Annotated in this window: 11 protein-coding genes; 2 read left to right on the plus strand and 9 right to left on the minus strand. The window is 72.8% G+C overall.

Annotation, left to right across the window (positions count from 1 at the left end):
- The 3 genes from K7787_RS17565 to K7787_RS17575 all read right to left on the minus strand — a co-directional run.
- Positions 1-229: RNA-binding protein (locus K7787_RS17565; protein WP_223002079.1), on the minus strand; the 229-nt coding region annotated here is incomplete at its 3' end.
- Positions 230-234: 5 nt separating this feature from the next.
- On the minus strand, positions 235-654 hold the full coding sequence (rpsP, locus tag K7787_RS17570; RefSeq protein WP_009190869.1) for a 30S ribosomal protein S16: 420 nt from the start codon (positions 652-654) through the stop codon (positions 235-237).
- Positions 655-954: 300 nt separating this feature from the next.
- The gene (locus K7787_RS17575; RefSeq protein ID WP_009190868.1) at positions 955-1,557 is read right to left on the minus strand and encodes a hypothetical protein; all 603 of its coding nucleotides are present in this window, start codon (positions 1,555-1,557) and stop codon (positions 955-957) included.
- A 546-nt stretch (positions 1,558-2,103) separates the two neighbouring features.
- On the opposite strand from K7787_RS17575, the gene K7787_RS17580 reads away from it, so the two are divergent.
- Positions 2,104-2,970, plus strand: coding sequence for a class I SAM-dependent methyltransferase (locus K7787_RS17580; protein ID WP_223002081.1), 867 nt, complete (start codon positions 2,104-2,106; stop codon positions 2,968-2,970).
- Positions 2,971-3,072: 102 nt separating this feature from the next.
- On the opposite strand, the gene ftsH is transcribed toward K7787_RS17580, so the two are convergent.
- From ftsH to nsdA, 6 genes are all read right to left on the minus strand, one after another.
- Positions 3,073-5,103, minus strand: coding sequence for an ATP-dependent zinc metalloprotease FtsH (gene ftsH, locus K7787_RS17585; protein WP_247721012.1), 2,031 nt, complete (start codon positions 5,101-5,103; stop codon positions 3,073-3,075).
- A gap of 100 nt (positions 5,104-5,203) precedes the next feature.
- On the minus strand, positions 5,204-6,754 hold the full coding sequence (ffh, locus tag K7787_RS17590; protein ID WP_009190865.1) for a signal recognition particle protein: 1,551 nt from the start codon (positions 6,752-6,754) through the stop codon (positions 5,204-5,206).
- Positions 6,755-6,871: 117 nt separating this feature from the next.
- Positions 6,872-9,325, minus strand: a complete 2,454-nt coding sequence (locus tag K7787_RS17595; RefSeq protein WP_223002083.1) for a [protein-PII] uridylyltransferase — start codon at positions 9,323-9,325, stop codon at positions 6,872-6,874.
- Between the two features lie 25 nt (positions 9,326-9,350).
- On the minus strand, positions 9,351-9,689 hold the full coding sequence (locus K7787_RS17600; protein WP_009190863.1) for a P-II family nitrogen regulator: 339 nt from the start codon (positions 9,687-9,689) through the stop codon (positions 9,351-9,353).
- Positions 9,686-11,038 carry an ammonium transporter gene (locus tag K7787_RS17605; protein WP_223002085.1) on the minus strand — a complete coding sequence of 451 codons (1,353 nt, stop codon included), beginning with the start codon at positions 11,036-11,038 and terminating at the stop codon, positions 9,686-9,688. Before K7787_RS17605 ends, K7787_RS17600 begins: the two co-directional genes overlap by 4 nt.
- Before the next feature lie 358 nt (positions 11,039-11,396).
- A complete protein-coding gene (gene nsdA, locus K7787_RS17610) occupies positions 11,397-12,881 on the minus strand; it encodes a transcriptional repressor NsdA (protein WP_009190861.1) in 1,485 nt (494 codons plus the stop codon).
- Between the two features lie 449 nt (positions 12,882-13,330).
- On the opposite strand from nsdA, the gene K7787_RS17615 reads away from it, so the two are divergent.
- A complete protein-coding gene (locus K7787_RS17615) occupies positions 13,331-13,993 on the plus strand; it encodes a bifunctional DNA primase/polymerase (protein ID WP_009190860.1) in 663 nt (220 codons plus the stop codon).
- Positions 13,994-14,103: the final 110 nt, after the last annotated feature.

The following is a 14,103-nucleotide window of genomic DNA, read 5'->3' on the forward strand; positions in this document are numbered from 1 at the left end:
GGTCCACGTCGACGAGGTCGACGCGGACACCGCGGCCGCCGATGGCGCCCACGACGGTGCGCAGCGCGCGTGCGGTACGGCCGTTGCGACCGATCACCTTGCCGAGGTCCTCGGGGTGCACCCGGACCTCCAGCACGCGTCCGCGACGCAGGTTGCGCGAGGCGACCTGCACATCGTCAGGGTTGTCGACGATGCCCTTCACGAGGTGCTCAAGCGCCTCTTCGAGCATGCTGCTCAGGCCTCGGTCGAGTCGGACTCGGCAGCGGCCTCGTCCTTCTTCTCAGCCTTCTTCTTCGGGGTGATCGCCTCACCCTTGCCCTCGTCGTCGCCGCCGAGGGCCTCGAACGACGGACGCGCGGCCTTCTCCTGCGGCTGGAGCAGCGGAGCCGGGGCGGGCTCGCCCTTGAACTTCTGCCAGTCGCCGGTCTTCTTCAGGATGGCGAGCACCGGCTCGGTCGGCTGGGCGCCGACGGAGAGCCAGTACGCCACGCGCTCGGCGTCCACCTCGATGCGCGAGGGGTTCTGCACCGGGTGGTACAGACCGATCTCCTCGATGGCCCGGCCGTCACGGCGGGTACGGGAGTCGGCGACGACGATGCGGTAGTGAGGCGAACGGATCTTGCCCAGACGCTTCAGCTTGATCTTGACTGCCACGGGAGTGGGTTCTCCTGGAATTGACGTGGTTGGGCACGGCGAGACGCCGCGTGGGGTTGCGGTACCCGAGTGCCCGATGGACGCGTCAGCCGGAGGAGAGAGGGGTCCTGTGCGGCTGTCGAGTACAGCTGGCCATTCTGCCACACTCCGCGGACCCGATCGGGCACGGGGTGCTGCGGCCGTATGCGGGCATGCCTCGGCGGCACCCGGCGCGACGGCTCCGCGGCAGAGCTGCCCGCGGCCGCGCCGTCGCCCCGGCGTGCCGTGGCGCGTCCGGCACCCACGAGATGCCGGACGCGGTCAGCTCGCCGCCGCTCCCACCGTCTCCGGGATCCGGAACGGCTTGCCGCATCCCCCGCACACGATCGGGGCCTGCGCCAGGACGGAGGGGACGACCCGGACGTTGCGGCCGCAGTCGCAGACCGCCTTGACCCGGACGCCGCCGCCGGAGGAGCCGTGGCGGGCGGCCGGACCGCGGAAGGTGCGGCTGGTGTCGGCGGAGGTGGCCGCGGTGTGCGCCTTCAGGGCGCGCTGGAGGCGCTCCATGGTCGGGCGGTAGCGCCGCTTGGCCTCCGGGCTGAGCGTGACCAGGGAGAAGCCGCTGCTGGGATGCGGCTCGTCCGGGTGGTCCAGCCCCAGCTCCTCGGCGATGGCGAGGAACCGGCGGTTGTGGTACCGGCCGGCGCGGGAGGTGTCACGCACCCCGCGCGCGGCGGCGATGCCGTGGACTGCTTCGTGCAGCAGTCGCTCGAAGGAGAGTTCGTGCCCGCACGCGGACGACGACTCTCCGATCAGGGATTCCGGCGCGGCCAGATCCGGCAGTTCGGGGTGGTTCCGCTGAATGTCGGCCCACGCCTGCGCCAGTTCCGCTGCGAGAACAGGTGTTGTCTGTGTCGTGCTCACGTAATGACAACGAGCGTGGGTGCCGCCGTGTTCCTATTCCGGGGCATCCCAAATAATTTGCACGTACCCGTCAGTTGCCGCTGATGCGTCCTGACGAGGGCGGGTGCGCTGATCTGCGGAGAAGCCTCACAGCTCGGCACAAGCTGGTGCGTAGTCACGGCTACGCACGGGCGGCCGCCGTCCGGTGCCCACGGGGCGCGGAACGGGGCAAGAGGCGTTTCGGCCGCTTTCGGGGGCGAACGCCGTCACTAGGTCAGCGCGCCCGGGGTCCCCGACGTTACCGGGCCCGCTCCCCCCGTCCCGCACCGGCCCGTCCCCCTCCCCTGAAGGCGGCTCGGTCCGTGTCCGGAAACAGCTCGTCGAGGCTCCGGTTACCGGGATGTGAAATCTCGCCCCGCACGCCCGAAACCGGCAACCGAGAGCCCCTCGACCCCTGGACGCGATGCGGAGCGGGGAGTTACCTGACATACGGGAAGTGCGAGCGCGCGGCACGGGGGCCACGGAACCTGCACAGCGGCAACTCTCGGCGGATTGGGGCGCTTATCCATGACACCTACGCTCGTGCGTCAGCACGCCACCCACGCGGGGCCGGCTCCCCGGGTGGACCAGCGTGCACGCGCGCGTGACTGGTCCGAGATCCAGGAGCGGATGCTGGTACCGCTCTACGAAGCCGTGTACGAGCGACTGGACGTGGGCGCCGGCACCCGGCTGCTGGCCCTGGGCTGCGGGTCCGGGCTCGCCCTGCTGATGGCGCACGCCCGGGGGGCGGCGGTCACCGGCGTCGGCCCCTCCTGCCCCGAACGGCTCGCCCTCGCGCGCCGCCGCCTGCTGCCGCAGACAGGGGGCACGCGCGCGCGTGCGGACGCCCGGATCGTCGACGGGCCGCTCTCGACCCTCCTCGACGACGGCGAGGCCGCCGACGCCGCGGACAGCGCCCCGAGGCCGCCGTACACCCTGATCACCGCGTTCGACCCGGTCGGCTGCCTGACCGGCGACGGCGAACGGCTGAGCGAACTGCTCTCCGCGGTGGCGCCGCTCGCCGGGCGCGGGACGCCCGTCGTGCTGGCCGGCTGGGGACCGCCTGAGCGGTGCGCGACCTCCTCCGTGCTGCGGGTGGCGACCGGGCCGGACGCCCCGCACCCCGCCGCGCGCGACGGCCTGGAGGACGTGGCCCGGCGCGCCGGACTGCGACCCGACGGCTCCGGCCGGGTCGCCTGCCCGTTCGGATACGCCGGCCTCGACAGCGCGGTGCGCGGCATGCTCTCCACCGGGCTGTTCGACACCGCGATCGAGGCGGGCGATCCCGACCAGGTCGCCAAGGAGCTGGCGGAGGCCCTGCACGCCCACCAGCGATCCGACGGCACGGTGTGGATGCCGAACGTGTTCCGCTACCTGATCGCGCTGACGCCCTGACCGGACGGGCCTCCCGCCCGGTCCCGTCCGCCCGTACGGACCCGGGGCCGGGCGCGCCCGCTGGAACGGCTCAGGCCGCGTACGCCCGCCCGCAGCGGCCGCTCAGACCGGGTGCGCGCCGCGGCCGTCGTCGCCGCCCCGGTCCTCCACGTGCCGGGTGTGCGTGTCCGGCTCGGGCTTCGGCTCCGGTTCGGCCTCCGCCTCCAGGTCCTTCTTCAGACGCGTGATCCCGGCGACCCGGTAGGCGTCGGCCTCCTCCAGGGTCTCGTTCTCCAGCAGCGCCGCCGCCAGCGCGTCCAGCTGCGGCCGGTGGTCGCGCAGCTTGCGGCACGCCTCCTCGTAGCACTCGTCCACGATCCGCCGCATCTCGGTGTCGATGGCGTCCAGGGTCTGCGGGGCGGCGGCGAGCCCGTACGCCTGCTGGGAGTCGTTCGGCAGCGCCGACAGCCGCCCCAGATGCTCGCTCATCCCCCACCGGGCCACCATCCCGCGCGCGATGTTGGTGACCTGCTCCAGGTCGCTCTCCGAACCGGTGGTGATGACGTCGTAGACCACGTGTTCGGCCGCCATGCCGCCGAGCGCGCCGATGATCCGGCCGCGCAGATACTCCTCGGTGTACGCGTACTTGTCCGACTCCGGCGTCGACAGGGTGACGCCGAGCGCGCGCCCGCGCGGCACGATGGTGATCTTGCGGACCGGGTCGGCGCCGGGCTGGAGCATGCCGAGCAGCGCGTGGCCGCTCTCGTGGTACGCGGTGCGCCGGCGCTCCTCCTCCGGCATGACCAGGGCGCGTTCCGCACCCAGCTGCACCTTCTCCAGCGCCTGGGAGAAGTCGGTCTGCGTCACCTGCCGCTGGCGCCGCTTGACCGCGAGCAGCGCGGCCTCGTTGGCGAGATTGGCCAGTTCCGCGCCGGTCATGCCCGGCGTGGTGCGGGCCACCCGGTTGAGGTCCACGTCCGGTGCCAGCGGGATCTCCCGGGTGTGGATCCTCAGGATCGCCTCGCGGCCGCCCCGGTCCGGCGGCGCCACCTGCACCATCCGGTCGAACCGGCCCGGCCGGGTCAGCGCCGGGTCCAGCACGTCGGCCCGGTTGGTGGCGGCCAGCACGATCACGCCCTCGGAGCCCGAGAAGCCGTCCATCTCGGTCAGGATCTGGTTCAGCGTCTGCTCGCGCTCGTCATGGCCGCCCATCGACGCGCCGCCGCCGCGCGCCCGCCCGATGGTGTCGATCTCGTCGATGAAGATGATCGACGGAGCCACCTTGCGGGCCTCCGCGAACAGCTCGCGCACCCGCGAGGCGCCCACACCGACGATCATCTCGATGAACTCCGACGCCGACGCCGAGAAGAACGGCACCCCCGCCTCGCCCGCCACGGCCCGCGCCAGCAGCGTCTTGCCGGTGCCCGGCGGTCCCGTGAGCAGTACGCCGCGCGGCATCTTGGCGCCCATGCGGCGGTAGTCGTCGGGATGCTTCAGGAAGTCCACCACGTCGTCCAGCTCGCCCTTGACCTCGTCGATCCCGGCGACGTCGGCGAACGTGGTGCGCTGCGTGCCCGGCTGCAGCTCGACCGGCCGGGGCGGCGTCTTGCGGCCCAGCAGCCCGCCGGGACCGCCCAGACCCGAGCCGATCCGCCGGGCGAAGAAGATCCACAGGACGGCCAGGACCGCGATCGGGGCGAGCGACAGCAGCAGATTGGACAGGAAGCTGCGCTCCTGCACGACCGGCTGCGCGGTCACCGTGACCCCGTGACCGCTCAGGCTCTGCCAGAGCCGGTCGTCCGCGAACGACGGCCGCTGGGTGCGGAACTTCGTGTACGTCCCATGGCCGCCGGGCTTGGTCCGCGCAGTCTTCAGCTGGCCCTGGATCGCGTCGCCCTTGGCGTAGATCTTGCCGACGTTGCCGGCGTCGACCTGCCGGCTGAACTCCGTGTACGAGATCGTCGGCTCGCCGCCGCCGCTGTAGTAGCTCAGCCCGCCGTAGGCCAGCAGGAAGACGATGACCGCCGTGACCAGCAGCCCCCACCATCTGCCGCGCATCCTCCGGCCGCCGGGCCGCCTCGGCGGCTGGTCCGGCGTGCCCTCGGTGCGCCACGGCTGGTCAGGGGCCTTGCGTGGTGGCGCGGCATTGCTCATATCTGGACGTTACGGCAGATGCCGTGCCCCGGCACGCGCTGAGGGCGCCCCCCTCCGCACGGAAGGGGACGCCCTCGGCCACTGACGGTCCGGGCGACCGTCAGCCCATGAACTTCTTGAACTCGTCCGGCAGCTCGAAGTCCTGCGCGCCCTGCTGGGGCAGGCCGAGCGCGCCGCCCGCCTGAGCCGCCGCGGCGCGCCGCGCGGCCTCCTCCTGCTCCTGCTGCTTGCGCTTCATCGGGTTGCCCGAGCGCTGCTTGCCCTTGGCTTTCTTCGGCTGCTTCTTGGAACGGCCGGGGCCGCCGCCCATGCCCGGGATGCCCGGCATACCGGGCATGCCGCCGCCCTGCGCCATGCGGGACATCATCTTGCGGGCCTCGAAGAACCGCTCGACCAGGTTCTTCACGGCGCTGACCTCGACGCCGGAGCCCTTGGCGATACGGGCGCGGCGCGAGCCGTTGATGATCGTCGGGTCCTGGCGCTCGCCCGGGGTCATCGACTTGATGATCGCGGCGGTGCGGTCCACGTCGCGCTCGTCGATGTTGTTGATCTGGTCCTTGATCTGCCCCATGCCGGGCAGCATGCCGAGCAGCTTGCTGATGCTGCCCATCTTCCTGACCTGTTCCATCTGGGACAGGAAGTCGTCCAGGGTGAAGTCCTGGCCCTTCTTCGACGCCAGCTTGGAGGCCATCTTCTCGGCCTCTTCCTGGCTGAACGTCTTCTCCGCCTGCTCGATCAGGGTGAGCAGGTCACCCATGTCGAGGATGCGGGAGGCCATCCGGTCCGGGTGGAAGGCGTCGAAGTCGTCGAGCTTCTCACCGTTGGACGCGAACATGATCGGCTTGCCGGTGATCTGCCGGATCGACAGGGCCGCGCCGCCGCGGGCGTCGCCGTCGAGCTTGGAGAGCACCACGCCGTCGAAGCCGACGCCGTCGCGGAAGGCCTCCGCGGTGTTGACCGCGTCCTGACCGATCATGGCGTCGACGACGAAGAGGATCTCGTCCGGGGAGACGGCGTCGCGGATGTCCGCGGCCTGCCGCATCATCTCCTGGTCGATGCCGAGGCGGCCGGCGGTGTCCACGATCACGATGTCGTGGACCTTGGCCTTGGCGAACTCGATGGAGTCCTTGGCGACCTTGACCGGGTCGCCGACGCCGTTGCCCGGCTCGGGGGCGTAGACGGCCACGCCGGCGCGGTCGGCGACGACGCTGAGCTGGTTGACGGCGTTGGGGCGCTGGAGGTCGCAGGCGACCAGGAGCGGGGAGTGGCCCTGCTCCTTGAGCCACTTGCCGAGCTTGCCCGCGAGGGTGGTCTTGCCCGCGCCCTGGAGGCCGGCGAGCATGATCACGGTGGGGGGCTGCTTGGCGAAGCGGAGACGGCGGGTCTCGCCGCCCAAGATCTCGACAAGCTCCTCATTGACGATCTTGAGGACCTGCTGGGCGGGATTCAGGGCCTTGGAGACATCCGCCCCGAGGGCCCTCTCCTTCACGTTCTTGATGAACGTGCGCACGACGGGGAGCGCGACGTCGGCCTCGAGCAGGGCGATGCGGATCTCGCGCGCCGTGGCGTCGATGTCCGCCTCGGACAACCGCCCCTTGCCGCGCAGGTTCTTGAAGGTCGCTGAGAGGCGATCGGAGAGAGTATCGAACACGGCGGCGTCGGTCCTCGGGGTAGGGGTCGTCTTGGGCTGCCCTCCAGGGTATCCGGCCCCGCAAGCGAATCGCCCCCGCCCGCCGACGGCGGGCGGGGCACGATCACCGGGGACGGATCATCCCCGCAGCGTCTCCTCCACCCGCCGGGCCAGCGAGGCGGCCTCGTCGTCCGGCAGCGGGGCGCCGTCCAGGGCCGTGACGTAGAAGGCGTCCACCGCGTTCGCGCCGAGCGTCGAGACATGGGCGCTGCGCACCCGTACCTTCGCGTCCTCCATCGCCTGCCCGAGCCGGAACAGCAGGCCGGGCGCGTCCTGGGCGCGGACCTCGATGACGGTGGCGTGCCGGGAGGCGGCTGGGGCGACCGTCACCCGCGGCGGGGGCGGCACGACGCCGCGGCGGCGCGGATAGGCGGCGTCGCGCTCGGCGAGGCGGCCGGCGATGCCGAGGCTGCCGTCCAGCGCCCGGACCAGGTCGGCGCGGAGCCGGGTGGCCTGCGGCAGCGAGCCGTACTCGGCGGCGACGCGCCAGTTCAGCAGCAGGACGGTGGCGTCGCCGAAGCCGTCGGGCAGGTCCAGGGTGCGCAGTTCGGCCGTGCGGACGGTGAGCCGGTGCACGGCGAGGACGCCGGCGACCGCGGGGAGCACTCCGGGCTGGTCGGGGACGGCGAGGAGCAGTTCGACGCCGAGGGGTTCGGGTTCGCGTGCGGGGTCCTCGTCCAGGGGGTCGGCCTGGGGGCGCAGGGTGAGGACGGGGCCGCCGGTGCGGAAGGCCTCGACGGCGAGCCGTTCCTGTTCGGCGGTGGGCGCGGCGGCGGGTTCGGCCGCCTCGGGCTCCTCGCCGGCGAGGAGGGCGCCGACGCGGCGGACCAGGTCGGCGACGAGGGAGGCGCGCCAGGAGGACCAGGCGGCGGGGCCGGTGGCCAGGGCGTCGGCCTCGGTCAGGGCGTGCAGCAGTTCGAGGGTGCCCTGGGTGCCGACCGCCTCGGCGACGGCGCGGACGGTGGCGGGGTCGTCCAGGTCGCGGCGGGTGGCGGTCTCCACCAGCAGCAGGTGGTGGCGGACGAGAGTGGCGAGGACGGCGGCGTCGGCGCGGTCGAAGCCGATGCGGCCGGCCACGTCGCGGGCGATGGTCTCGCCGGCGACGGAGTGGTCGCCGGGCCAGCCCTTGCCGATGTCGTGCAGCAGGGCGGCGGCGAGGAGCAGGTCGGGGCGGTGGACGCGGCGGGTGAAGCCGGCGGCGCGTACGGCGGTCTCGATGAGGTGGCGGTCGACGGTCCAGACGTGGACGGCGTTGCGCTGGGGGCGGCAGCGCACCCGTTCCCAGTCGGGCAGCAGCCGGCTGATGACGCCTTCCGCTTCGAGGGCTTCCCAGACCTGGACGGTGGGGCGTCCGGAGCCGAGCAGGGTGACGAGCTGTTCGCGGGCCTCGGCCGGCCAGGGCGTGGGCAGGGGGCCCGCGGCGGCGGCCAGGCGGCGTACGGCGTGCAGGGAGAGCGGGAGGCCGGCCTGGGCGGCGGCGGCCGCGGCGCGCAGCGGGAGCACGGGGTCGCGTTCGGGGCGCGCGGTGCGGGCGAGGACGACTTCGCCGTCCTGTTCCACGACGCCCTCGGCGAGCGGGGTCCGTTCGGCGAGGTGGGTCTTCCCGCCGCCGAGGAGGGCGCGCAGCTTGGGGCGCACGGCGCGCGATTTGAGGACGCGCCCCACTTCGCGCCAGGTGACGTCGCCGGCGTAGGAGATGACGCGGGCGGCCTCGTAGACCTGGCGCAGCAGGGTGTCGGCGTCGAGGAGGCCGAGGTGGGCGGCGACCTGGTCCTGTTCCTGGAGGGCGAGCCGGTCGGTGGCGCGGCCGGTGGTCAGATGGAGGGCGTCGCGTACGTCGAGGAGCCGGCGGCGGGCGTCGGCGAGGCCTTCGCGGGGGGCGTCGGCGAGCCAGGAGGCGGCGACGGCGCGCAGGGCGGTGGCGTCGCGCAGGCCGCCGCGGGCCTCCTTGAGGTCGGGTTCCAGGAGGTACTGGAGTTCGCCCTGGCGTTCGGCGCGCTCGGCGCACAGGTCGCGCAGTTCGGGCAGGCGTTTGGGGGCCTGGTTGCGCCAGTCGGCGAGGATCTCGGTGCGCAGGGCGGTGGTGAGGCCGCGGTCGCCCGCCAGATGCCGGGCGTCGAGCAGGCCGAGCTGGGCCTTGAGGTCGTCGGCGGCCGTCCGGCGGGCCTCGGCCGGGGTGCGGACGGAGTGGTCGAGGGCGAGCCCGAGGTCCCAGACGGGGTACCAGAGGCGGTCGGCGAGGGCGGCGACCGCCTCGGGGGCGCTGCCGTCGTGCAGCAGGAGCAGGTCGAGGTCGCTGCGCGGGGAGAGTTCGCCGCGGCCGTAGCCGCCGACGGCGACGAGGGACGCCCCGGGCAGGTTGTGGGCCGCGGCGGCGAAGAGGCCGGCCAGCCAGTCGTCGGTGAGGGCGGCCAGGGCGGCACGGCGCGGCGGCCCGGGCCGCGTCTCCTCGGTGAGGAGGCGCAGCCGGGCCGCCGCGTAGCCGCTGGGTCCCGAGTCCTCTGCTTCGTTGCGCATGTCGGTGTCCGTCACCCGGCGACTCCTGTCCTCGTGGCTGTCAGAGCGCGTCCGGGCCGCGTTCGCCGGTGCGGACCCGTACGGCCGTCTCGACCGGCAGGGACCAGACCTTGCCGTCTCCGATCTTGCCCGTTCGGGCCGCCTTGACCACGACGTCGATGAGCTGTTCGGCGTCGTCGTCCTCGGCCAGCACCTCGATGCGGATCTTGGGGACCAGGTCGACGGTGTACTCCGCGCCGCGGTAGACCTCGGTGTGTCCGCGCTGGCGGCCGTAGCCGCTGGCCTCGGTGACGGTGAGGCCGTGGACGCCGAAGGCCTGGAGGGCCTCCTTGATCTCGTCCAGCCGGTGCGGCTTCACGACGGCGGTGATGAGCTTCATGCGTCCACCTTCTTGCTCGGCTTGCTCTGCGTCGCGCCGCCCGGGGCGGCGGTGGGGCCGGCGGTGATGACGCCGCCGCCCGCGCCGGCGAAGTCGTACGCGGTCTCGGCGTGCTCGGCGCGGTCGATGCCGGAGATCTCCTCGTCCTCGCTGACCCGCATGCCGATCGTCTTGTCGATCAGGAGGGCGAGGACGGCGGAGGCGACGAGGGAGTAGGCGAGGACCGCCAAGACGCCGGCGCACTGCTTCCAGAACTGGTCGAGGCCGCCGCCGTAGAAGAGGCCCTTGACGTCGGACTGGCCGCTGCCGCTGGCGAACAGGCCGATCAGCAGGGAGCCGATGACGCCGCCGACCATGTGGACGCCGACGACGTCGAGGGAGTCGTCGTAGCCGAACCGGTACTTCAGGCCGACCGCCATGGCGCACAGGACGCCGGCGATGGCGCCGACCGCGATGGCGCCGAGCGGGGAGACCGCGCCGCCGGAGGGCGTGATGGCGACGAGGCCGGCGACCGCGCCGGAGGCGGCGCCGAGGGTGGTGCACGCGCCGTGGCGGATCTTCTCGTAGCCGAGCCAGGCGAGCATGGCGGCGGCGGTGGCGATCTGGGTGTTGACGAACATCAGCGGGCCGACGCCGTCGTCGTTGCCGAGCCAGGAGCCGGCGTTGAAGCCGAACCAGCCGAACCACAGCAGTCCGGCGCCGAGCATGACCAGCGGGAGGCTGTGCGGGCGCATCGGGTCCTTCTTGAAGCCGACGCGCTTGCCGATGACGAGGATGACGCCGAGCGCCGCGGCTCCGGCGTTGATGTGGACGGCGGTGCCGCCGGCGAAGTCGATCACGCCGAGGTCGAAGGCCCAGCCGCCGGTGCCCCAGACCCAGTGGGCGACCGGGAAGTACACGATCGTGGCCCACAGCACCACGAACAGCGACCAGGCGGTGAACTTCACCCGGTCGGCGAGGGCGCCGCTGATCAGGGCCGGGGTGATGATCGCGAACATCAGCTGGAAAACGGCGAAGACGAAGACCGGGATGGTGTATCCGGGCCACAGGTCCGTCTTGCCGATCCCGCTGAAGCCGACGAAGTCGGAGGTCCAGCCGACGAAGGAGCCCTTGTCGGCGCCGAAGGCCATGGAGAAGCCGTAGAGGACCCAGAGGATGGTGATGATCCCCAGGCTGATGAAGCTCATCATCAGCATGTTGAGGGTGCTCTTGACGCGGACCATGCCTCCGTAGAAGAAGGCCAGGCCCGGGGTCATCAGCATGACCAGGGCGGAACAGATGAGCATGAAGCCTGTGTTGGCGGACGACAGCTTGGGTGCGTCCGCCGCAAGCATGATGGCTGGTGCCATCGGCGTCTCCTCGTCTTGGGTACGGCCCCGTGCGGGCGAAGCCTTGCGCGGTCCGGGAAGCGATTCCCGGCCAGGAGGGGTGGGCCGGTTATGCGCCATGAGATTGGCGCAGCGCGGTTTCGGTGGGCGCCCCCCGTTGTTTCGCCGGGGTGACGAAGGCGCCCGCTGTGTTACGCGTCGGTGAATCGCGCGTGTGGGGCGGCGCCGCGGGGCGGATGCGGGGACGAGGAGCCTCGTGGCGTGAGAAAACCGGCCGCGGCGGCCTTCCGATGACCTGGCGGGGGAGCCGAGTCGGGCAGTTCGGGAGGGCCGGCCGCGGCCGGGGTTCTGGGGTGCGCCGGTGTCCGGCGGCGGTGTCTCAGCCGGCCTCGGCCGTCTCGGGCAGCTCGGCGGCGAGCTGCTCGGTGAGGTCGATGACCTCGGCGAGGTCGCCGAAGTCGCGTACGGCGTTGTCGACGGTCTTGCGGATACGGGTGTTGACGCGTTCGGAGCGGACCTTCTTGGCCACCTTCATGGCCTGCGTGACGTACTGGGTGCTCTGCTCGGGCTCGCGCTGGAGGAGGTGGACGGTGGCCATGCCGATGAGGTTGAGCGCGTAGGAGCGCTGGTGCTCGGAGTCGTCGGCGAACAGGTCCACGGCCCGCTCCATCAGGGGCTGGGCCAGCGAGGCGTAGGCGGGGCTGCGGCCGGCGACATAGGCGAGGTCGCGGAAGGAGTGGCTGTTCTCGCCGTGCAGTTCGGCCTCGGAGAAGAAGCGGATCCAGTCGGGGTCCGGCTCGTCCCAGTCCTCGGCGTCGGCGAAGGCGTCCTCGGCCATCCGCACCGCGCGCTTGCAGCGGCCGGGCTGGCCCATGTTGGCGTAGGCGCGGGCCTCCATCGCATACAGCATGGACTGGGTGCGCGGGCCGGCGCAGTCGCGGCTGCCGTACTGGGCGAGGTGGATGAGTTCCAGGGCGTCGTCGGGGCGGCCGAGGTGGATCATCTGTCGGCTCATGCTGGACAGGACGTAGGAGCCGAGCGGCTTGTCGCCGGCCTCCTTGGCGGCGTGCAGGGCGAGCACGAAGTACTTCTGCGCGGTGGGCTGGAGCCCCACGTCGTAGCTCATCCAGCCGGCCAGCTCGGCCAGCTCGGCGGCGACCTTGAACAGGCGCTTGGTGGTGGCCTCGGGCTGTGCTTCCTGGAGGAGGTCGGTCACCTCGTGCAGCTGGCCGACGACCGCCTTGCGGCGCAGGCCGCCGCCGCACTGGGCGTCCCACTGGCGGAACATCTTCGTGGTGGTCTCCAGCAGCTCCAGCTCGGGGCGGGAGAGCCGGCCGGGGCGGCGGGAGGCGGCGGCCGGTTCCGGCTCGCGCGACGGGCTGGGGGGCGAGGGGACGAGCCAGCGCTGGAGCGGTTCGATCAGGGACGGGCCGGCGGAGAGCGCCAGCGAGGTGCCGAGGAAGCCGCGCCGGGCCAGCATCAGGTCGCTGCGGGAGAACTCGCTGAGCAGGGCCACGGTCTGCGGGCCGGTCCAGGGCAGGTCGACGCCGGTGACGGAGGGCGACTGGCGGGCGGTGCGCAGGCCGAGGTCCTCCACGGAGACCACGCAGCCGAAGCGCTCGGAGAACAGCTCGGACAGGATCCTGGGGATCGGCTCGCGCGGGTTCTCCCCGTCCAGCCAGCGGCGCACGCGGGAGGTGTCGGTGGAGATGTGGTTGGCGCCCAGCTGCCGGGCCCGGCGGTTGACCTGGCGGGCCAGCTCGCCCTTGGACCAGCCGCTGCGGACGAACCACGAGGAGAGCAGTTCGTTCGGCCGCTTGTCACCGCTCGCAGTGTTCGTCCCGCCACCGCCGTTGCCGCTCACTGGAACGCCCCCATTCCTGAGACCACTTGTCGCTGAGTGCGCCAAGCCCTATCAGAATGCCGGTCGGCTCCGCCGTCCGTCCGTCGCTTCTCGGCCGCCGGACGGGAGCCGACTTGCCTCCGGCATACCCACGAGCGCATGGACCCCCAGGACTCGTGCACTCACAGTAATCCCACGATCACCGTCACGACCATGGCGATCCCGGAAACGCCACCATTCGCCACCCCTTCGAATGAACTCTGGGCGGCCATGACGCGATTGACTTGACATCACACGTCCACGACCGGGCGGAACGGTGCACGGCAGGGCGCGCATCGCCGACCGCACCACCCCGGACGCTCCAGTGCGCCGTCTGAACTCTGCGGCGCGGGGGATGGGACTGGAAGACGGAGAGTTACCGACCGCATCCGCCGCGTGACCATCGAGGCGGCGGACCCGTTGGAGGGGGCATGGGGTTCACGATCGGCGGCATGCGCGAGATCCGTTCCGGCACGCGTCGGCGCGGCCGGCCGTACCGCTCGTCGGAGTGCACGGCGGTGGCCGAGTACACCGGGCTGTGGGGCTGGGACGTGGCGCCCGGCGCGCGGGCCGTCGGCCGCTCCTGCTCCTGCGGCCGCGCCGGCTGTCCGGCGCCGGGCGCGCATCCGCTGGACTTCGCCCCCCTCGTCCCGGCCGGCGCCACGCTGGACGAGGTGACCCGGGCGTGGGCCGAGGTGCCGGGCGCCGCGGTGATGCTGGCGGTCGGGCGGGCGTTCGACGTGATCGAGGTGGCCGAGCCGACCGGGCGCTGCGCGCTGGCCCGGATGGAGCGGATGGGGCTGCCGCTCGGTCCGGTGACCGTCTCCCCCGACGGCCGCGCCCACTTCTTCGTCGCCCCGGGGGCCGCCGCCGAGCTGCCCGGTCTGCTCTACCGCATGGGCTGGGACGACCCCGCCGCCCTGGATCTGCGCGGTCTCGGCCCGGGCGCGTATCTGACGGCGCCGCCCTCCGACCGCGGCGGCCGCGGCCCGGTGCGCTGGCTCCGGCCGCCCGCCCTGGACACGGCGAACCCGCCGGAGGCCCGGCTGCTGCTCGGCACGCTGGCGTACGTGGCGCACCGCTCCCGGGCGTAGCCCGGCGGCCCGGCCGCGCACCCCTGCCCCGCGTCCGCGGCCGAGCCCGCGCGCATCCCGGCCGGCTCCCGCGCACCGCGGCCGGCTCCCGCGCGTCCCCGGCCGCGCCC

Origin of the sequence: Streptomyces sennicomposti, from assembly GCF_019890635.1 — a bacterium.
GTDB classification, from domain to species: Bacteria; Actinomycetota; Actinomycetes; order Streptomycetales; family Streptomycetaceae; genus Streptomyces; species Streptomyces sennicomposti.

Coding starts and splice junctions, on each gene's coding strand:
- K7787_RS17615 (WP_009190860.1), top strand. CDS start 13,331: ATGGGGTTCACGATCGGCGGCATGCGCGAGATCCGTTCCGGCACGCGT.
- ftsH (WP_247721012.1), bottom strand. CDS start 5,103: ATGAGCAATGCCGCGCCACCACGCAAGGCCCCTGACCAGCCGTGGCGC.
- K7787_RS17580 (WP_223002081.1), top strand. CDS start 2,104: ATGACACCTACGCTCGTGCGTCAGCACGCCACCCACGCGGGGCCGGCT.
- K7787_RS17605 (WP_223002085.1), bottom strand. CDS start 11,038: ATGGCACCAGCCATCATGCTTGCGGCGGACGCACCCAAGCTGTCGTCC.
- K7787_RS17600 (WP_009190863.1), bottom strand. CDS start 9,689: ATGAAGCTCATCACCGCCGTCGTGAAGCCGCACCGGCTGGACGAGATC.